Raw genomic sequence first — 21,079 nt, 5'->3', positions numbered from 1 at the left:
AAATTATTCTGATTGGTATTCGGCGAAGTTCCCGGATTCAAATTATTCTGATTGGTATTCGGCGAAGTTCCCGGATTCAAATTATTCTGATTGGTATTCGGCGAAGTTCCCGGATTGATATTGTTGGGATTGGTATTCGGCGAAGTTCCCGGATTGACATTGTTGGGATTGTTGGGATTGTTGGGATTGTTGATATTGTTGGGATTGTTGGGATTCGTACCCGCAGGAGTAGTTATCGGGGTGCCGGCAGCATCTCTGGTGACGCTGTTGGGGTTCGGGGCGGCTGCCGGATTCGCTGCATTGGGGTTATTTGCAGGAGCATTGGCGGGGTTGGCGGCTGCGGGAGCCATCTTTTGGGGATCGGCGTTGGTGCCGCACAATCTGACTAAATCAAAAGTTGTGCCACTTGGGGTTTCGATGAAGCAAACCGGCACGTTTACTCGCGGGTTTGAGGCTCTGGGAAAGTCGCCTGCGTCCACTATCGGGCGGCTAAAGGCAGCTTCAGCCATTAGTGGGGTCAAAGCAGCCGATAGAGCGACTGTTATTTGTAATAATTTCATCAGCGTTTCCTCAAATTTTGCTTTTTATTGCTCTAGTATTGCCGATAAACTGCAAAGTGTCCTGAGTCTAAAAGCCGATATTTTCGATCGCTGTTTCTTAAGAGGCTAATCCTAGCTGCAACATTTGGCGCACGCAGAAAGTACAGGTAGAAAAAGCTGAGAGTGCCACACTCGCCTCCTCTGGCAAAATCATTCAGTGCTGCAACAATTCTACTTGTTGATATGAGTTCCATATTTTAGTCGATCGCACCTGATAATTTTTCACGCATATCAAAGGAGCAGATAGCGGGAGAGGGGGAGAATGGGAGAGGAGCAGATAGCGGGAGAGGGGGAGAATGGGAGAGGGGGAGAATGGGAGAGGGGGAGAATGGGAGAGGGGGAGAATGGGAGAGGGGGAGAGGGCGAACATCTTCATTCTTGCTTCTTCATTATTCCTTCTGTCAACTGTCAACTGTCAACTGTCAACTGTCAACTGTCAACTGTCAACTGTCAACTGTCAACTGTCAACTGTCAACTATCAACTATCAACTGTCAACTGTCAACTCTTCCTTCATTTAGTACCGAATTCGCGGGTCAATGTAAGCATTCAAAACATCAATTGCAATACTAGCAATTACCACAATTCCCGCAAAAAATACCACAATACCTTGTACTGTTGGATAATCACGCAAGCTAATCGCTTCGTACAGTCGATTTGCCAGCCCCGGCCAAGAAAAAGTAACCTCAGTTAAAATAGCACCACCCAACAGAGCAGCAAAAGTTAATCCTAAGACAGTAATCACTGGAATTAGCGCATTTTTCAGAGCATGAGCCCATAAAATCTGCAATTCAGGAATGCCGCGAGCTCTAGCTGCTTCAACATAATCTGCTTGCAAAGTTTGCTTCAGATTTACCCTAACAATTCGCTCAAAAATGCCACTCAAAAGAATGCCCAGCGTCAAACTTGGGAGTGCCAAATAATGCAAACTTGTGAAAAACTGACCAAGATTAGCGCTCAGAAGACTGTCTATAGTGTAAAGTCCCGTGTAGCCTTGGGGGGCTGGGAATGTCACCGGAAAGCGAGTTCCCAAGGGAAACCAGCCCAACTGCACCGAGAAAATTAATTGTAAAACCATGCCGGCCCAAAAAGCCGGCAGCGAGTAAGTAATAATGCCAAACAAACGGCCAGCAGCATCGAAAATAGTATTGGGGCGCGATGCTGCCAGGGAACCGATACTGATGCCGACAATTAAAGCTATGGCCATGCTACAAACTGCTAATTCCACTGTGGCGGGGAAATAGTCTCCGATAATTTGCCAAACGGTTTGTCCGCGAGTAGTGATGGAGGTTCCTAAGTCTAAGCCCAACAAGTCTTTCATGTATTTGAGATATTGTTGCCACAGCGGTGCATCGAGGCCGAGTTGGGTTCGCATTGCTGCTTTGGCGGCTGCGGGAGCTCGTGAGCCGAGAATCGCATCTATGGGGTCGCCCGGAGTGGCTCGCAGCAGCAAAAATACTGCTGTGGTGATTGTCCACAACATTAGCGGTGCGAGGAGTAAGCGGAGAAAAATATAAGATTGCAGGGCTTTTGAACGAGACATAGGAATTGGGAATTGGGAATTGGGAATTGGGAATTGGGAATTGGGAATTGGGAATTGGGAATGGGAAATCGGGAATTGGGAATAGAAATTTGAGTTGATTTTAGCGATTGTCGATCGAGTTTTTCCCAATTCCCAATTTTCTGATTGGGAGCATCTCAATTTTGCTTTGATAGTGCTGTCCCCGATCGCGTATTGTAATAAGCGACCGGGAACGATCGCACTCAAACAAAAAAATGCTTTTTACGAAAATGAGATGCTTCCTTCCTATTCGCCCAACAGCGATTCAAATGCGGCTTGCAAAGACTTGATATCGCCTACTCTGGCGACTAACAAGTTTTCGGTGCCGGCATCCTGTAGCCTATCCTTCCAATACTGGATGCTCTCCGAGTTGTTCATCCAGAAACTAATCACGGTGTTTACGACTCGATCGACATCCCAGCCACGATAGGGAGAAACTATCTCTACGGATGTCACAAACGAATCGAGAGTACACTTCCGGTTTCCCAAATATTCTACACCGGACGGCTGCTTTTGTTGCAGTAATTCTTGCTGTTGGTTAAAAAACGTTAAAGTTGGAGATACGCCCAGGATTTCAAATGTATAGCTCATGTCATCCTCCAGAAGTATTATTTTGGTCAAAGGTCGATCGCGTCCGAAAAAGCCAAAAACACTTGACATTACCCAAAAATAGGTACAAGCAGCCGACGCTCATGGGAGAGTCGAACCCAAAATTTGAGACTCCTGTTCAAGCTCCCAGATAAATCTGTGGAGTAAATCTCAAATCGACTGACGTTGCTGCCCTCGATGAACCAGAGATGCTTCAATTACCCTCTTGGCGTGGATCGCAATTTTGCGGGCTTATTCTATCAATAGCAAATTTTTTCACAGACTGTTGTCAAATAACTTACATTTTTGAGATACCCAGCCCTTGAAAATTCAAATTTAATTTTTATTAAGCAGCGGTAAGGTGAGCCACCTGCACCCAGATCAAGTGATACGATGTTAGATTAAAGATTGTAGAATTGGGAATGACTGATGAATTAAGGGTTTGCAGCACGGGCAAAGCAGTTGTATTCTTTTTTGACCTGGTGTGAGTTTTGGGGCGCGAGTCCTCGATCGCGACGATCGCCAGATTCAGCCAAATAGTGCCATGATTAATATTACAAGTTTTTGCAGTAGCGGTTGAAAGCTCAGCCAAGTTTTGAGCAGCCGGCTACCGCAATGATAAATTTTGTCACCCATCGATAACATTCATAAACCCGCCTCAACCCAACTGATAACTGTTATAAACCTTCTCCTCGTAACGGTTAAATTAAATTAATTGTTAACTTCTGGGTGGGGCGGGTTTTTATCATTTGTCAGTGGGTGTCAAATAGCTCGGTGAACCCGCCCCTGCATGGTTGAAAAATGAGTAAAAATCGATGATCATAGAATATTATTCTATAGTGTTATTAAAAAAATATTCATAGTGAAACTGCCTAATGGTCATCTAGCAGATTTAGGCAATAAAATAGAAGAATATTCTCTAAATCTAAATCACGAACAGGGAAAAAATAAAGCTATTTTGTTTGCCAGCAAATTAGGCATTACCCTAGAAAATGCTGAACCGCTCAAACAGGCTGTAAAACAAGCTGCTATCAACGAAGATGTTATTATTCGGAAAACCAATGAATACGGAACACATTACAACATGAAATTCTGGCTTCAAACCGAAGTATGTGAATCTCTGATTCTAGCAGCTTGGAGCATCCGAACAGGTGAAAATTTCCCTAAATTAACAAATTGTTATCCCATCAAAAAGTGAGGTAAAAATAATGAAAACAATTAAAGACCTAGATATTGTTGCTTTAACTGAAGACTTAGAAGCAACCCATTTTGAAACAAAAGAAAGCATTAAATTATATAAAGGACAAGTAGGAACAGTGGTGATGGAATTCGAGGGCAGTGCTTTTGAGGTAGAATTTTCTCATCAAGATGGTACAACTTATGCAATGGAGACAATTGCAGCCACAATGTTAATGCTTTTACATTATGAATTAGTAGAATTTGTAGAGGTGGGTTCACCGATGAATTTTGTCACCCATCGATAACCTTGATAAACCCGTCTCAACGCAACTGATAACTGTTATAAACCTTCCCCGCGTAACGGTTAAATTAAATTAATTGTTAACTTCTGCGTGGGGGGCGGTTTTTTATTATTTGGGCATAGGGCATAGGGCATAGGGCATAGGGCATAGGGCATACCTCACTTTTTTGAGAACCGCTATATATTGAATAAAGTTTGTAAAAGCCGATCGCAGTTTACAATTTTACGCCATGATTTCCAACGATCGCCAAACACAACTAAAATACGGAGATTTTCAGCCCGCCAGAACAGGACTAAATAAAAAACCCGCCAGTGCGGGTTTTAATCTGTCGAAAATTGACTCGAAGTTTGCTTAGAGCGATCGATAAACGCGATAATTAATCTCAGGGAAGATATTGTCGATCTCCTGAACCTTTTCCAACCAACCGGAATCGACCTTACCTTCTTTCACTTCATCGTACAACTTGTGAAAGCGCATTAAGTGTGATCGCGTCCGCCGCACCGCATAAGGCACCATCGTCCCTGTACGCATGATAAACGCCCAGTCAGACGATTGAGCTAACAACACTTCCCGCGCGGCCTGATTCAAAGCCCGCAACTGCAACTCGTCCTCTGCTTCCATGTTCCCCAACTCAATCATCCGTTCCGCAGCCTTGTGCAAATGCGGATAAATCCAAGCATTAGTATCATTCAGCCAATACTCGTGGAAACCCCGGAAACCCCAACTAGACTGAGATGGACGGCACACTTGTTGAGTCGGATTTCCTCGCAAATAATCGGCTAAGTGCGTCATTTCGTAGGTATTTTGGTCGTACCAACTCTTGCGGAATAAGTAATCTAAGAACCAAGGGCCTTCATACCACCAATGACCGAAAAGTTCCGCGTCGTAGGGCGATACAATAATCGGGGGACGCTGCATAATCCCGTTGAGGTGTTCGACTTGCCGTTCCCGGTTGAAAGCAAAGTTGCTAGCGTGTTCGGCTGTTTTTTCCCTTGCCCAGTAGGGATCGTATAACTGTTTGTCGCCTAAACCTAATCCGCGACCGGTGATTTTGTGATATTTAATCCCGGTGTTTTTGCGCTGGCCGTTAGGCATGATGTAGGGTTTGATGTAGTCGTAGTCGGCTTCCCAACCCAAATCTTTGTAGAATTCTCGGTATTCGGCCGCGCCGGGATAGCCGACTTCGGAAGACCAAACTTGCTGCGATGATTCGTGATCCCGACCAAATGCTGCGACTCCGCATTCGGTGAAAATTGGGGCGTAGCTACCGTAGCGGGGACGCGGGCGGGCGTAGAGGATGCCGTGACCGTCTGTGAGAAAGTAGCGGAGACCGGCATCGGCTAACATCCTCTCTAAGCCCTCGTAATAGGCGCATTCGGGCAGCCAAATACCTTTTGGTCGGCGGCCGAAGTTTTGTTCGTAGCTTTCGCAGGCTACTTGTATTTGCGCCCAAACTGCCTCTGGGTACATTTTCATTAGCGGTAAGTAGCCGTGGGTGGCCCCGCAGGTCATGATTTCGAGGTTGTTGCTATCTTGGAATTTTTTGAAGGCTTTTACTAAATCTCGATCGCACTTTTCCCAATAATTGCGAACTTGAGAGAAGTGGGCGGCGTAATGTTCGGCTAAATAGCGGAGATGACCGTTGCCGCTGTGGTGTTCAATTTCAAGATCCGCTAGTTCTTCGAGTTTGGCCAAGTGGTCGTCGAAACGGTCTTGCAGCAAGGGGTCGCGCAGCATTGACACCAATGGCGGTGTCATGCTCATGGTAATCTTAAAGTCGATGCCGTCGCGTTTTAGCCCTTCAAAGACTTGCAGCAAGGGAATATAGGTTTCTGCGATCGCCTCAAACAGCCATTCTTCTTCTAAAACGTAGTCGCTTTCGGGGTGGCGGACAAAAGGCAGGTGGGCGTGGAGAACGAGGGCGAGGTAGCCAATAGCCATAATGATTTCGATGCCGTAGTTATTAACTGACGCTAGAGTTAGGGACAGCTTTAAAATATTTTAAGATTTTATGCTGAAACGGGGCCCACAAAGTGCCATGTTTTTTCAATAGCCTTTTTCTCACAAACTAAATGTCAGCAAATTCTGATTTTCTGCTTGCTGTCGGATGAGACCTGCTGCTGTTTGAGAGTCTACTGGCTTTGAGAAAAAGAATCCTTGGGCGAACTCGCATTTTAATCCTTTGAGTATAGATAGTTGCGAGGCTTCTTCGACTCCTTCGGCTACTACATCCATGCCTAAATTGTGGGATAAAGTAACGATCGATCGCACAATTTCTGTGGGATCAATGCTTCCTTTACCGAGGTCGAACTCGCCTCCCATTCTGCTGACAAAAGAGCGGTCTATTTTTAAGGTATTGGTGGGGAAGCGGTGCAGGTAGGATAGGGATGAATATCCGGTGCCGAAGTCGTCAATGCACAAATGTATGTTTCTGGATCTAAGCTGCACTAGCATTGCTGTTACTGATTCGGAATTTTCTATGAGTACGCTTTCGGTAATTTCTAGTTTTAAACTGCTACCGTCGAGGTGACTTTCTTCGAGAACTTGATCGATATATTCGATTAAATCTGGCTGAGAAAACTGTTTGACTGAAAGGTTGACGCTGACACTCAAAGGCGGGTTATTTTGAAATAGTTGCTGCCACTCACGGATTTGCTGGCAAGCTGTGCGCAGTACCCAGCGGCCGAGGGCTACGATCAATCCGGTTTCTTCGGCGATGGGAATAAATTCGACTGGGGAAATTAAGCCGCGTTCTGGATGCTGCCAGCGCACTAGAGCCTCGAAACCGGTAATTGTGTTATTGGCGATCGACACGATCGGCTGATAGTGAATGATAAACTGGGGGGCTGCGGATAAGGGAGGTAAGGTCGATCGCGCGCATGGAGTAGATTCTTGTTCTATGGCTTGGTCTCTAATTGATTCGATCGCCCGCCGCAAGTCATTTTCTAGCTGCAACAGTCGCAAAGCGTGGGCGTGCATGGAACTGTTGAAAACTTCGTGTCGGGCTCGGCCGAGTTGTTTGGCGCGGTACATGGCGGTGTCGGCGTCGCGCAGCAGGTTTGTCGGTTCCAGGTATTCATCAGAACTCAAAGTAATGCCGATGCTAGCGGTGATAAATACTTCGTGTCCGTCTAGCAGGATGGGGGAGGTGATTTTCTGTTGCAGGCGGTTGACAATGCTGGTAGCTTCATTTATGCCGTCGATGTCTTCGAGTAAAAGCACGAACTCGTCTCCTCCGAGGCGGGCGACTGTATCTCCGACTCTGAGACAAGTTTCCAGACGCCGCGCGATCGCAATTAGCAGTTGATCGCCGATCGTGTGGCCGAGGGAATCGTTGACTACTTTAAATCGATCTAAATCCAGAAACAGCACGGCAAACAAGTAGTCTTTGCGCCGTTTTGCCAGCCTCAGAGAGTGTTCCAGGCGAGCGCTAAACAGCGATCGGTTTGGCAATCCCGTGAGGGAGTCGTGAAAAGCGTCGTGCAGCAGTTGTTCTTCGGCGAGTTTGCGCTGAGTGATGTCATGGCAGTTGATCACGATGCCATTGACTGCCGGATCGTGCAGCAAGTTGGTAGCTACAGCTTCTACATAACACCAGGAACCGTTGCGGTGGCGGACTCGATACTCAACTGGGGACTGGCTTCTTTTGGGGTTTTCAAGGGCTTTGTGGAGGGTTTGGGCGATCGCGGCGCAGTCGTCTGGGTGAACTGTCCCTAGGGCGCTACGCCCGATCGCGTGGTGGGGTGCGTAGCCTAAAATTCGCTTGACGGAAGGGCTGATGTAGCGGAAGATGCCCTTGCCGTCGATAATGATCGTGATGTCTGTGGCGTTTTCAATCAGCGATCGAAAGCGCTGTTCGCTTTCCCGTAGCGCTGATTCGGCAAGTTTGCGTCCGCTGATGTCGAGGGCTACTCCGTCGATAATTATGTCACCGTTTTCGTTTTTGGAAAATCTGGCGCTATCTTGCACCCACTTGACCTCACCAGATCTCAGAACGATCCGGTACTGGCGATCGCAGGGCTGGAGACTGGCACTCGATGCTGCTACGCTGCTGTTAAACAAGCTTTTGTCGTCGGGATGAATGATTTCGGTCAACAGTTCTGGACGCGCCTTTACTTCTTCGGCCTCAATCCCAGTTACTTCGCGCACGCCCGGACTGACGTAGGGCATAGACATTGTGTCGTCTGGATGTATTACGACGCGGTAGACTGAGCCGGGAATGTTGGCTGCCATTGTGGCTAGCTGCTGCTGGATGCCGCGGACTTCTGCTTCAGCGCGCTTGCGTTCTGCGAGTTCGGTTTGGGCTTGTTGGTAGAGTTCGGCTTGGTGGATCGCGATCGCACATTGATCCGCTATGGCTTTGACTAGCGATAGTTCTTCGGCGCTCCAAGAGCGCGCGCGATCGCACTGATAGAGACCAATTCCTCCCAAAAATGACTGCTGGTAAAGCAGCGGTGCGATCACCACTGCGCGAAACCCTACAAACTCTGCTGATGCTTGCAGGGACGGGCACAGAGTCGATAACTCATCGAGGACGAGGGTTTCTCCGGCCGCGAGGGATGTTCGGTAGTGTTGGGCAAATTCGCAATTTAGCCCGATGAGTCGTTGTTTGTCTGCTGATGAGCTGATGTAGCGAACTATGATGCCGCCTGTGGCATCTGGCTGCAAGATCGTACAGCCGCTGATTTCGAGAGCTTCGTGCAGTTGGTCGGCGGTGGTTTGCAGCACTTCGTCGAGTACCAGGGTTTCGCGCATGGCTTGGACGATGCGGTTAATGATCGCCTCACGAGTCGCTTGCCGCTGAATTTGGGCGATCGCTTCTTGTTGCTGGCGACGCATTTTGTATTCTTGGAGCGATCGTTCTAATACTGTTGGCAACCTAAACAGCCGCCCTTTTAATACGAAATCGGTCATTCCGGCTTTGATGCACTCAACTGCGGCTTCTTCTCCCAAACTTCCCGTTACTAAAATCAAGGGTATGTCTTGCCCTAATTCCTGCATTAATTTCAACACTTCTAAACCGTTGAAACCTGGGAGGCGGTAATCTGACAGCACAGCATCGTACTGGCAATTTTGCAGCAGTTGTCTGCATTCTGTTGCTGTTTCGGCAGTGTCGCAATTAAAATTTACTCCCCCCGATTCTAAGGCTAGCACTATTAATTCCATATCTTCTGCCATGTCTTCGACAATCAACAAGTTTAATGTTGATTCCGCTACCAGGTTCAGTAAATAATTGGTCTGTTCGTGATCTAACATACGGAATTATGGAGTTTTTGAAGGTGGTTTATTTTGCTAAATCTATTCATTTCTCAAAGGAAGTCTGAGTAAGTCTCACTCGTTTTTTTTAGTTATCTTTATAAATATTTTCGATCGGCTCTCAACACATTTATTTGATCCTCGCAACCGAGGGATTGCAGAACATAGTGTGACTTCTTTAACTTTATAATAGTTCCAAATTCTGCATTTATGACTATACTGGCAAGTTGCGAATTTATATTACCGTTTGAGATTATTTGCTTAGTTTAAAGTAGAATGTCGCTCCTTGACTAGGTACGCTCGTCGCCCAAATCGTGCCGCCGTGGCGGTGAATAATCCGCTGGACGATCGCCAAACCGATGCCCGTACCTTCAAATTCTCTCTGGGAGTGCAGCCGCACAAATGCTGCAAACAGCCGATCGGCATATTCCATCGAAAAACCTACCCCGTTATCCTTGACAAAAATAGTTCCGTCAGGTAAAGCATCAATCACTATTATAGCCGGAGTGCGTCCGCGGCTGAACTTGACAGCGTTGTCGATCAAGTTGCTGAACACCTGTTGCAGCAAGGTTGGATCTCCCATCACCGCCGGCAAATCTCCCACGACAAATTCAACGCTGTCAGGAGTTGGGGTCGGCTCTGCGGCTGTTCGGGGTTTAGTCAATTTAATCGCAGTTTGCACCAAACGGGTGAGATTGATCGGGATTTGGATTAACTCGGTGCGGCCCACGCGGGAAAGATCGAGCAAACCGTCAATCAACAAGCTCATTTTTTCGCTGCTGTCATCAATTACTTCGATGTAGTGACCAATTTTAGGATCGTTCAAGACCTCAGTTGATTCTAACCGCTGTTTCAAAGCATTAACAAAACCTGAAATATGGCGCAAAGGAGCGCGGAGGTCGTGGGAAACAGAATAGCAAAAAGATTCTAATTCTTGATTGGCAGCCTCTAATTGCTCCGTGCGTTCCGATAAAGCTTGTTTCGTCTTTACCAACTCAGTGATATTGCGAGCAGTGGCAATTAAAGCATAAACCTCGCCGTCGAGATTCCTGAGAGGAATTTTAAAAGTGTCGAAATAAACACTATCGCCAGAAACCACAAAATTTTCCTGAAAATGAATCGTCTCGCCGGATACAAATACTTGCATATTTTCCAAGTAAAATCGTTCTGCAAGTGGCCTTGGATAGCATTCATAAATAGTTTTGCCCTGCATCTGCTGCCTGCTGTCGAAGCCGGAAAATTCGGCAATAGGCCAGTTGACAAAAGAGAAGCGCATATTCTCACGTTCTACCACAAAAATGAGATCGGGTAAAGCATCAAAAAAAGTCTCTAATTCGGCGGTACGCAGGGCTACTTGAGTTTCTAAAGTTTCGTTGAGCTGCTTGAGTTCCGCTTCGGCTCGCTTGCGGTCGCTGATATCTTGACCGATGCTGATAAGTGTGCCGTCGGAGAGGCGAACATTTGCCCAAGTAGTGTCGATAATTCGCCCGTCTCTAACTTTAATTTTGAAGTCGCCCCACTTCTGAGTTGCTGCTTGCAGGAAGTCCAAGACGTATTGGCGGTATTCCGGCTCAGGATAAAATTCTGTCAACATATCGCGGTTTTTGGTTTCTGCAAAACTCCAGCCGAGCACTTGTTCCCAGTGGCGGTTTACCAAGATTAATTCACCCTGGGCATCTAAGGATGTCAGCATGACTGGCACGTTGTCGAAGATTGTTTGCAGCAATTCGTTTTGCTGTTTTAAGGATTCTTCGGCTTGTTTGCGATCGGTAATGTCGAGTACGGAACCGATTACTTCCTTCATTTTGCCATCGGGAGTTCTTTTGAAGATGGTCGATCGATCGTGAACCCAGCGCCATTCTCCATTTTTGTGTTTTATCCTGTAGTCTACGTCATCGGTTTCGTGGGGGTTTGTGCTGTTTTCCAGCCGCTGCATACCTGCAATTAACTTCGGCATATCATCCGGGTAAATTAAGCTAGATATAGCTTCTGTACCCCTATCTTGCAATTCTTGGGGAGTGTATCCCAACATCGCTGTGACTGCTACATTTACATAGATATTTTGCTGTGCTTCTGTGTCGTATATATACAGAAAATTGGGGATAGTTTTAATGATGCTTTCTAAAAGTTCTTGCTGTTTTTGCAGTTCAAATTCGGCTTGTTTGCGATCGGTCACGTCCAGCACAAAACTCACCCCTAATTCCTGCGAACCTTCTAACAATGCAGAGCCTAGCAGCACCGGAACGCGGCTACCGTCGGCTCGGATGAATTCTTTTTCAAAAGGGGTGTTTATGTTGTTAGCTGCCACTTCTGCAAGTTTTTCTTCATCGAGGCTGCGGTACTCTGGCGGTGTCATTTTTTGCCAGCCAATTTTTTGGGAAAACAAATCGTCTCGCGTGTGCCCTACTAGGTTTAAAAAAGCCTGATTGGCATCGGTTATCTCGCCGTTAATGTTCCAAAAAATAATCCCGATCATGTTAGAATCAACTATGCGCCTAAATCGAGCTTCGCTTTCGCGCAACTGAGCTTCGACTTGTTTGATTTCTGTGATGTCGCGGGCGATCGCTAAAACTGTTTCTACTGAATTATCCTTAGCAAATTCTGGAATAATTCGACATTGATAGTATGTTATCCCGTCGGGAGTGGGAAAATCAAATTCGATAGTTTCTTGTTTCCCAACGCGGAAAACTTTGACACAGGCTTCGTCCCACAGGTTGCAAATATCGGGGGAAGTTCCTAATTCTTTGTTACTTTTGCCGATAAATTCTGAGGGGGGTTTTCCGGTGGCTCGTTCGATTTCTTTGTTGACGTAAAGGTGGCGCAGTTGTCGGTCGAACCGCGCTATGATATCGGTAGAATTTTCGGCTAGTGCGCTAAATTCCTGTTCGCGCTGGTGAAGTTCTTGTTGAGTGCGGTGGTGTTCGGTTATGTCTCTAGCAAAAGAGAAACTTGAAACTAATGTTCCAGATTCATCAATGAGTGCAGAATTGTACCATTCGCAGTAAATTACCGAGCCATCTTTGGTATAGTTGCGGTTGCAGGAAACGGTGCGGGGTTCTTTGTTCTGTAACAGTTGATTTGTGATTTCATACACTCGATCGAAGTCTTCTGGATAAACTATTGAGAATTCGTGCCAGTATTTGCCGATTACTTCTGCTGCACTCCAGCCAAATATTTGTTCGGCCATTGGCGACCACCGCACTACCCGACCTTCCCTATCCCACTCTATAACTGCCAATGGCGAGTTTTCTAAGTGAAATTCCCGCCGCGAGTTGGCTTGTTTTATTTTAGTTTGAAGTTGCTGGCGCAGTTGCTTGGCTTTGGCAAATCCCTCGCTGATCTCCTGTGCGTTTGCTTGGTCGGCTTTGGCTATCTGAGCAATAGTTTTTGCTGTTTGTTTTTCGAATTCGTCCCAAGCAAGTTCGAGAGCAGATTCTGCCTGCTCTAGTTCACTGATGCTGTTCTGAAACAGTGCGTCACTTTCCAGTGGAGTTTCATTCATAATTTTGACACTTGGGAAACTATTTATTGGTAAATTAAAAATTAAAAATAAAAAACTAAAAATATGTAAATTCCTATTAAATTATACATTTGAAATTTTTTATGGGTGCGCGGAGCCGGTCGTTGGAGGCGGGCGGCGCTATTAAAGATGGCAGGCATTAGGGTTTGGCCTGCCGATCGGCAATTTCAGTCGATCGAGGAAAAAGTATCCTGGGCAAGCCTGCGGACGAGATCGGGCGAAATCGGGCGTTGAGTATATTTTTGCACAGGGTTGTGGTTTCGGGCGATCGAAAGAATATCGGCGGGGATCGGGGTGTCGGTTCTCTCGAATCTGTAGCGCAGGCGTTGGGTGTGCCAATCTCCAGCAGGAGAAGCTTGATGGCCCACAAGCAACCAGAAAGGTGAATTATTTGGCGCAAGTCGGGGAAATGGTCGCAGATCCCCCTAATCCCTTCCCAACCGGGGTACAAGAGCCTCTAACTGGGTCTTTTTGGGATGCGACGGAATAGAGACTAGGGTATCAGAGAGATTTGTTAAAGGTTTCACTCTGGTTGACACTAATGAAACTGTCCCAACCCCCTACAAATAATCTCAAGCCAGTTCGTCAATAAAAAGCTAAAATAAAATGTAAAGTTATTCAATCTTTATAGGTCGCGTATGACTGCTGCTACATCAGTTAAAACTCAGTACGAAGCTGTTATCGGTCTCGAAACTCACTGTCAATTGAGTACGAATACTAAAATTTTCTCCAGTTCTTCTACAGAATTTGGCAATGCTCCAAATACTAACATTGACCCAATTTGTATGGGAATGCCGGGAGTGCTGCCAGTATTAAATGAAAAAGTCCTGGAATATGCGGTGAAAGCAGGACTCGCTCTCAACTGTCAAATTGCACCTTACAGTAAGTTTGACCGCAAGCAATATTTCTATCCCGATTTGCCGAAAAATTATCAAATTTCTCAGTTCGATTTGCCGATCGCCATTCACGGTTCAATAGAAATTGAACTGGTGGACGAAGCGGGCAATTCTACTAAAAAACAAATCGGAATCACTCGCTTACACATGGAGGAAGATGCAGGGAAATTGGTTCACGGCGGTAGCGATCGCCTCAGCGGTTCTACCTATTCAATGGTGGATTATAACCGCGCCGGCGTGCCTTTAATTGAAATTGTTTCGGAACCGGATTTGCGATCGGGCGCGGAAGCTGCCGAATACGGTCAAGAAATCCGCCGGATTATCCGCTACATCGGTGTTGGCGACGGGAATATGCAGGAAGGTTCCCTGCGGTGCGACGTGAATATTTCGGTGCGCCCGGTTGGCCGAAAAGAGTTCGGCACTAAGGTGGAAATTAAAAATATGAACTCTTTTAATGCGATCGAACGGGCGATCGATTACGAGATTGAGCGGCAAACTCAAGCTATCGAAAATGGCGAAACCATCGTCCAAGAAACGCGGCTTTGGGATGAAAACAAGCAGTGTACTTTCAGTATGCGACTCAAGGAAGGTGCGAGCGATTACCGCTATTTCCCGGAACCGGATTTGCCTCCGATCGAAGTTTCGGCAGATCAATTACGGGATTGGAAAGCTCAACTGCCGGAATTGCCGGCCCAAAAGCGCCATCGCTACGAAACTAATCTCGCTCTTTCTCCCTACGACACGCGGGTTTTGACTGACGACAAAGCGGTGGCGGAGTATTTTGAAAGGGCGATCGCCGCGGGTGCTGCTACTAAACAAGCTGCGAATTGGGTGATGGGCGATATCACTGCTTATCTGAAAAATGAGAAACTGGCGATCGCAGAAATTCCGTTCCAACCGCAGGATTTGGCCGAATTGCTGGCGCTAATTGATGCTGGCACGATCAGTGGCAAAATCGCTAAGGATATTTTGCCGGAGTTGCTGGCCAACGGTGGTTCGCCTCAGCAGTTGGTTGAGAGTAAGGGTTTGATTCAAATTTCGGATACTGGGGCGATCGATCGCGCGATCGATGCAGTATTAGCCGCCAATCCCAAGGAGCTCGAACAGTACCGGGCTGGCAAAACTAAGCTGCTGGGCTTTTTCGTCGGTAAGGTGATGAAGGAAACGGGCGGCAGGGCCGATCCGAAAGTGACCAATGAGTTGCTGGCAGCCAAGCTTAACGGTTAAGGCCAAGCATTCGTTAAGGGGTTTTTTGTAGCGGATAGAGCGGCGGGCGATCGGTTTTTCCTGAGTCCGCCGCGCGATCTGCCTTTTCCGCTTCATGGTAACTTTACAATTAAATAGACATTTCTTGACAAGAACTTCACACTTGGGGGTATCACCCCTCACTGCTATCGTGTTATATTGTGTTACGTAGATGCACCCTGATGGCAGAGAGAGTTACTTCGGTAGCTCTCTCTTTTTTTGTCTTTTTTTTGGGCACGGACTTGTAAATACGGATGCGGGAGCATCGGGAGATGGCCCTTCGGCTTCGCTCAGGGTAAAGAGTGGGAGAGTGGGATCGATACCGATTACTGATTAGCAATTACCAATTACCGATTACCAATTACCCCTTCAAGTCGATTACTATCAATTTGAGTTATTAACTAATTTTGACAGTATGACTGAACAAGCTAGCGAGCTAATCAAACAGGGGATTTCGCAATATCAGGCGCACCAATTTGAGGCGGCGCTGGATTCTTGGCAGCAAGCGCTGGCCCTATATCGGGAAATTGACGATCAACGCCGATCGGGCGCGGCGCTTGGTAATATGGGTGTTGCTTACGAGGCGCTGGGAAATTACGATCGCGCGATCGACTGTTATCAGCAGCATTTGGTGTTAGCGCGGGAAATTGGCGATCGCCGGGGCGAGGCGAATGCTTTGGGAAATCTGGGCAATACTTGCTGTGCCCTTGAAGATTTTTCTGGTGCTATTGATTACCAGCAGCAGCGTTTGGCGATCGCGCGGGAAACGGGCGACTCTCGCGGGGAGTTGGAAGCTTTGGGGAATTTGGCCCTAGCTTGCGATGGGAATGGCGATTTGCCCGGTGCGATCGAGTGTTATCAGCAGCAATTGTCGATCGCGCGTGCTCATAAGGACGATCGTATTGAACGCAATTCCCTGAAGAGTTTGAAGCTGGCTTACAAGTATTTAGCGGATTATGAGAAGGCCGACGAGTACCGAAAGCAGCAATTGGCGATCGTGCGGGAACTGTTTTTAACCGATAAAAATAATAATTTTCTCCAACTTGCAGAAACAGTTGGTTTGAATCCAGTCGAGGATTTTGCCGGAGCTGATTTAAGCGGTTTTGACTTGCACTACGCTGATTTTAACGGCGCGGATTTACGCGAAACCAACCTCCAGGGCGTAGATTTAACCTTGGCAGATCTCAGCGGTGCTTTGCTGAGTTCTGCTATTTTAATTAATGCTACTTTGTGCAATGCTAATTTGCGCGATGCTGAACTCAGCAGCGCCAATTTGAGCGGTGCAGATTTGCGAACCAAGCTGCCGAGGGCAAATTTGAGTGGTGCAAATTTAACTGGCGCAAATTTGAGCAGTGCTTATTTGCCGAATGCGCTTTTGGTAAATGCAAATTTGACAAATACTGATTTCAAAAATGCTGATTTGAGCGGTGTTGATTTGAGCGGTGCAAATTTAAACGGTGCTGATTTGAGCCGCGCTGATTTAAAAAATGTGGTAGTGGAAAACGCGAGGTTTATTGGTTGTTTGGGGATTTCGGAAGGGGTGAAAATTGAGTTGAGGACGCGGGGCGGGATTTTCGAGTAGAATGGGAATGTTGGTAATTGTAGAGAGGAATAAAAGCTATGACTGCCGTAACTGCAAAACGATTCTCGATCACGGAATATCACCGTTTGGCAGAACTGGGATTTTTTGAATCCGACGCTCGATTTGAATTGATTCGCGGAGAAATTATCAAAATGGCTGCTAAAGGTAGGCTTCACTCGGTTTGTAACTCGCTGTTATTTGGAGAATTGTACGTGTTGATGGCAAGACGTGCTTGCGTGCGCGGTCAGGAACCGATTATTTTGCCTACTGATAGCGAACCAGAACCTGATGTGGTGATTGCCCGCCATCGTTCTGACAATTATGTATCTTCTCACCCGGAAAATGCTGATATATTTTTGGTAATTGAGGTTTCTGATTCTACTTTGAAGTACGATCAGAGAACCAAGTTATCTCTCTACGCTGAATCTGGGATTGCTGATTATTGGATATTTAATTTGGTAGAGCCTCAACTGGAAATGTACAGCGAACCTTATCAGAAACAAACAGGTGGTTTCGATTATCGAGTGAAACGAGTGGTTTTGCCGAATGAGTTTGTGGTAATTCCAGGTTTTCCAGAGTTGTCTCTCGATTTATCTACGGTATTTCCGGCGCAAATACGTGAGTAAAGGTGAAGAGTGCGATCGCCTTTGATGATATAATCCAAAAGTGCGATCGACGAACTCCTCAACAATTTAATGTAACGGGCGCCACGCCGACATCACCAACCAATCAACATAGCGCCCGCCCGCGCACATCACCAACCAATGAGAAATTATCACAATCATCACATATAAAAAATTGCCGGATTATGATAAATTAGAAATGAAGCACTCGTCAAAATCTCCATCACAGTCTGGCAGAGCCAGCACTTCTCCCGATATGCGATCGCTAGAGTCTCACAACAAATACCCAGATTGCTTGTGGATGCAATTAGAAGCAATTCCATTACCATCGGTTGCAGCCCAAACCCAGCAGCTCGACATTCACTTGAGCCTCAATTTTAACGAGCATTGGGAACCTCTGCTCGGCGGCCGGGTTAAATTTGGTCTGCAAGGCGGGACACTCCAGTTAAATCTGGAAAACTGCGAAATTCCCGTAGCATCGCGTCAGTTAGTCGGAGATTTCAAACTGTCGCCAATCCAAAGCACTACAGAAGTTTTGTTAACCGAAAGTCTGCGGGAAGTTTCAGACAGCGAGAATTTGGAAAAAATACAGGAAACTGATTGCACGTTTTGTGACATTTCCACAATCGGCGACGATACAAAGCCTGCTTGGATTTTTACATTAAAACGAGGCAAACCAGTATTAAAAGGTTTGCTAAAAAGTGTTAAAATAGCAAATTTTCCCGCGAAACCATTGCGGATTACAGCGACTTTTGAAGTTGCGAAAGAAGATATTTATCTCACAGATGCGGAGGGTTTGTGGCCGCATGATATTACGCCAAATCAACATTCGGTTTTAGCAAGAGTCTTGACTGTATATTTAGCAAATAAGCTCCAACCGGCTCTCAGTTGGGCGCTATTGTCCTACAATTTGCCTGCGGTGGAACAGCCTGAGGTGGAAATTGTCGCGCAGGCTGAATCGGAATTGCAGGAAATGGTCGATCGCATTATTTCCGCTAAAACCGATGATTTTGGCGAACTGGCAAAAATCGCTAATCTCAATCCAGCAGAGGATTTCGCGGGTGGTAGCTTGCTGGGAACGAGTTTAAGTGCAGTTGATTTTAGCAGTGCAAAGCTCGATCGGGCAAACTTCCGGGGTGCAAACTTAAACGATGCCGATTTCAGCGACGCCAACCTGCAAAACGCCAAATTCGGCGGTGCTGATTTGAGTGGCGCTTTCCTAGGAAATGCCGATTTGAGTGGCGCAGATTTGTACCGCGCCAGTCTGGCTTTAGCTAACTTCAGCGGTGCAGATTTGAGCGGCGCAAATCTGATCGAAGTGAACTTAACAAATGCTAACTTCAGCGGTGCGAATGTCAAGTCAGCGAGGTTTGGGAATAACGCCGGACTTGCGGAGGATGTGAAGCTGAATTTACAGCAGCGGGGAGCGATTTTTGAGGATGTTTAGTAGAATGAAGCGTTACACAGTTTTGGGCGATCGGTTACAGGTAAATACGCTTGAATTAACTTTTTTGTCATTGCGAGCGCAGAGAAGGCGATCGCAAAGACTAGGTTGCTTCTCAATCAAGTGCGGTGCATCCTGAGCAATTAGCCTGTTAACCCAAGTGTATTGTGATAAAATATATAAAGTGCGATCGAGATTGAGATAAATTTATACCGTGCCGTAATGACTGCGCCACCGAATCCCCCACCAACTCCGCCACCGACAGCATCCCAATCAAGTCCAACTGCTGTAGAGCAATCTCCTCCAGTCAGTACGCGATCGGGTACATTCATACAAAACGTAGTGATGAATGTTTTAGAGATTGTCGATCAGGTGTTCTATGCGTTGATGGGTAAACTTGGGAGAACAGTTTATGGATCAATCCAGGATGCGATCGCGATCGGTATTATTTTAAAGCTTCCCGGTTTAATCGGTGAAATTATTATCGGTAAAGATTTTTCAGGTTTCGATATTTGTCTGCAAGAAAGCCCTTGGGGTGTATCTCGTTATGCTTGTTTCATTATTGTAGCTTCTGATTTTTTGTTGTGGATAGTTCTCGCAGGTCGAATCATTGGTCGATTTTGGGCAGATTTAAAAGATTTGAAAAATAATCCCTAGGAGATATTTGATATGACTTTAGTCAACCGCAAACAAATTAGTCTTTATCAAGAAGCTGAAGCTGGATTAAATTCTTTAGTAAAGCAAACGGCTCAAGTTGGTGTTGGTTTGTTGGGGATGCTGTTGCTGACAGGAGGAAATCCACCAGCTTTGACAGTAGGGTTAAGTGTAGTTGGGGGAATTGCGTTTGTTGCTTGGAGCGAAGAAAAGCGACTGACTAAATTTTATGCGCGACAGACTCAGATAATACATAATTCTGTCATTGCGACTGAAACGACGCAATCGGAACTCAAACATAATCCTGTCATTGCGAGTGGAACGACGCAATCGCAAATTCCTAATACCAGTGAGTCTGAACCGACTAAATTTGAGGGACGACAATCGCAACTTCCTAACTCTAGTGAGTCTGAATCGCTTGCAAATGACATCAAACAAATCCTTGAAGCAGATACAGATAATTTATCGGAATTGATGAAACAGGCTGGTCTAAATCCAGATGAAGATTTAGCAGGAGCTGATTTAAGTAGTGTTAAAGCAGTTGGCTGCAAATTGAGTAGATTCAATCTCAGCGGTGCAAACTTAGATCATGCCGATTTGAGTCGTGCTGATCTGAGTTCGGCTAACTTAAGCAATGCTAAACTAACAAACATAAAACTTTGTCGCGCTGACTTAAGTGGCGCCGACCTGCGCGGTGTCAACCTGAGCGGTGCTAACCTGAGCGGTGTCAACCTGATCCGTGCCGACCTGCGCGGTGTCAACCTGAGCGGTATCAACCTGAGCGGTGCCAAACTGAGCGGTGTCAACCTGAACGGTTTCAATCTGAGCGCTGTCAACCTGCGCGGTGCCAACCTGATCTTTGCCAACCTGATCTTTGCCAACCTGAGCGGTGCCAACCTGAGCGATGCCGACTTGTGGACTGCCGAGTTGAGCGATGCAGACTTGAGCGATGCAGACTTGAGCAATGCCAATTTAAGCAATGCTAATTTAAGCAATGCTAATTTAAGCAATGCCAATTTGCACAATGCTAATTTGACGGCAACAAACCTGAGCACCGCCAAAGTAGAAAGTGCTCGATTTGGTAACAATGTCGGACTTGATGAAGATGCAAAGTACGAACTAGAAAAGCGAGGTGCAATCTTCCCGCAAGACGAACTTATCCCTGCACTGCTGTAAAGTTTTTGTTTAGAAGGCACAACATCCGTCAAGTTAAGGGTTGTCGTCATCTGTATTGAGTCGCTTGATAAAAATGTGTCTTCAATACGAGCTATGATAGTTGGGTAACGTTGGAGCAAGTAAAAAACTAACATGAATCAAACTTCTACAGTTACGATCGACAATACATTTTATAAAATCCTCGCAGAACTATCTGCCAGTTCTGGCAAATCAATCCAAGCAGTTCTCGAACAAGCAATCGAACAATACCGAAGACAACAGTTTTTAGAAGCAGCAAACCAAGCTTATATTGCTCTACGCAATAACCCCGAAGCTTGGCAAGAAGAACTTGAAGAACGATCGCTCTGGGACACCACTTTAGAGGATGGTTTAGACTTTTTGAACCGTGGGGCACAGTCTCTCCAACAACATTAATAATGGTAGAGGAAAGACTGCGTATTCTTTTGAATTTATAGC

At 46.3% G+C, this 21,079-nt stretch carries 18 protein-coding genes; 9 read left to right on the top strand and 9 right to left on the bottom strand.

Annotated features, from left to right (window positions below):
• The 5 genes from QUB52_RS12720 to QUB52_RS12700 form a co-directional block, all read right to left on the bottom strand.
• Positions 1-560 (bottom strand): hypothetical protein (locus QUB52_RS12720; RefSeq protein WP_332976191.1); only part of this gene is annotated, 560 nt, incomplete at its 3' end.
• A 193-nt stretch (positions 561-753) separates the two neighbouring features.
• A complete protein-coding gene (locus tag QUB52_RS12715) occupies positions 754-975 on the bottom strand; it encodes a hypothetical protein (RefSeq protein ID WP_332976188.1) in 222 nt (73 codons plus the stop codon).
• Between the two features lie 139 nt (positions 976-1,114).
• Positions 1,115-2,140 (bottom strand): ABC transporter permease, encoded by a 1,026-nt coding sequence (locus tag QUB52_RS12710; RefSeq protein WP_332974040.1) that lies wholly within the window; start codon positions 2,138-2,140, stop codon positions 1,115-1,117.
• Positions 2,141-2,404: 264 nt separating this feature from the next.
• The gene (locus tag QUB52_RS12705) at positions 2,405-2,749 is read right to left on the bottom strand and encodes a hypothetical protein (protein ID WP_265236420.1); all 345 of its coding nucleotides are present in this window, start codon (positions 2,747-2,749) and stop codon (positions 2,405-2,407) included.
• 343 nt (positions 2,750-3,092) lie between these two features.
• Positions 3,093-3,338 (bottom strand): hypothetical protein, encoded by a 246-nt coding sequence (locus QUB52_RS12700; RefSeq protein WP_265236419.1) that lies wholly within the window; start codon positions 3,336-3,338, stop codon positions 3,093-3,095.
• Between the two features lie 270 nt (positions 3,339-3,608).
• Here QUB52_RS12700 and QUB52_RS12695 point away from each other — a divergent pair, with 270 nt between their 5' ends.
• Together QUB52_RS12695 and QUB52_RS12690 are read left to right on the top strand one after the other, a co-directional pair.
• Complete coding sequence (locus QUB52_RS12695) at positions 3,609-3,944, top strand: DUF6883 domain-containing protein (RefSeq protein WP_332973997.1); 336 nt, start codon at positions 3,609-3,611, stop codon at positions 3,942-3,944.
• A gap of 10 nt (positions 3,945-3,954) precedes the next feature.
• Complete coding sequence (locus QUB52_RS12690) at positions 3,955-4,230, top strand: DUF4926 domain-containing protein (RefSeq protein ID WP_332968647.1); 276 nt, start codon at positions 3,955-3,957, stop codon at positions 4,228-4,230.
• A 348-nt stretch (positions 4,231-4,578) separates the two neighbouring features.
• Here QUB52_RS12690 and QUB52_RS12685 read toward each other — a convergent pair whose 3' ends face one another.
• From QUB52_RS12685 to QUB52_RS12670, 4 genes are all read right to left on the bottom strand, one after another.
• Entirely contained in the window at positions 4,579-6,168 is a 1,590-nt protein-coding gene (locus QUB52_RS12685; RefSeq protein ID WP_265235196.1) for a glycoside hydrolase family 57 protein, read from the bottom strand.
• A 120-nt stretch (positions 6,169-6,288) separates the two neighbouring features.
• Entirely contained in the window at positions 6,289-9,483 is a 3,195-nt protein-coding gene (locus tag QUB52_RS12680; protein WP_332973999.1) for an EAL domain-containing protein, read from the bottom strand.
• A gap of 253 nt (positions 9,484-9,736) precedes the next feature.
• Positions 9,737-12,985: a PAS domain-containing sensor histidine kinase gene (locus QUB52_RS12675; RefSeq protein WP_332974001.1), complete on the bottom strand. Its 3,249-nt coding sequence runs from the start codon at positions 12,983-12,985 to the stop codon at positions 9,737-9,739.
• 185 nt (positions 12,986-13,170) lie between these two features.
• On the bottom strand, positions 13,171-13,371 hold the full coding sequence (locus QUB52_RS12670; RefSeq protein ID WP_265235193.1) for a hypothetical protein: 201 nt from the start codon (positions 13,369-13,371) through the stop codon (positions 13,171-13,173).
• A 270-nt stretch (positions 13,372-13,641) separates the two neighbouring features.
• Between QUB52_RS12670 and gatB the strand changes: the two genes are divergently transcribed.
• From gatB to QUB52_RS12635, 7 genes are all read left to right on the top strand, one after another.
• Entirely contained in the window at positions 13,642-15,126 is a 1,485-nt protein-coding gene (gene gatB / locus QUB52_RS12665; protein WP_332974002.1) for an Asp-tRNA(Asn)/Glu-tRNA(Gln) amidotransferase subunit GatB, read from the top strand.
• A 433-nt stretch (positions 15,127-15,559) separates the two neighbouring features.
• Positions 15,560-16,726 (top strand): pentapeptide repeat-containing protein, encoded by a 1,167-nt coding sequence (locus QUB52_RS12660; RefSeq protein ID WP_332974005.1) that lies wholly within the window; start codon positions 15,560-15,562, stop codon positions 16,724-16,726.
• A 38-nt stretch (positions 16,727-16,764) separates the two neighbouring features.
• Positions 16,765-17,352 carry a Uma2 family endonuclease gene (locus QUB52_RS12655; protein ID WP_265235190.1) on the top strand — a complete coding sequence of 196 codons (588 nt, stop codon included), beginning with the start codon at positions 16,765-16,767 and terminating at the stop codon, positions 17,350-17,352.
• A 196-nt stretch (positions 17,353-17,548) separates the two neighbouring features.
• Complete coding sequence (locus QUB52_RS12650) at positions 17,549-18,796, top strand: pentapeptide repeat-containing protein (RefSeq protein WP_332974008.1); 1,248 nt, start codon at positions 17,549-17,551, stop codon at positions 18,794-18,796.
• Positions 18,797-19,015: 219 nt separating this feature from the next.
• A complete protein-coding gene (locus tag QUB52_RS12645; RefSeq protein ID WP_332974010.1) occupies positions 19,016-19,450 on the top strand; it encodes a hypothetical protein in 435 nt (144 codons plus the stop codon).
• A gap of 12 nt (positions 19,451-19,462) precedes the next feature.
• Positions 19,463-20,623 carry a pentapeptide repeat-containing protein gene (locus QUB52_RS12640; protein WP_332974012.1) on the top strand — a complete coding sequence of 387 codons (1,161 nt, stop codon included), beginning with the start codon at positions 19,463-19,465 and terminating at the stop codon, positions 20,621-20,623.
• A 132-nt stretch (positions 20,624-20,755) separates the two neighbouring features.
• The gene (locus QUB52_RS12635; RefSeq protein ID WP_332974013.1) at positions 20,756-21,037 is read left to right on the top strand and encodes a hypothetical protein; all 282 of its coding nucleotides are present in this window, start codon (positions 20,756-20,758) and stop codon (positions 21,035-21,037) included.
• The last annotated feature ends 42 nt before the right edge of the window (positions 21,038-21,079 follow it).

This window comes from Microcoleus sp. A6-C6, assembly GCF_036705955.1.
GTDB lineage: Bacteria > Cyanobacteriota > Cyanobacteriia > Cyanobacteriales > Microcoleaceae > Microcoleus.
This window is presented reverse-complemented; position numbering and strand designations above follow the sequence as displayed.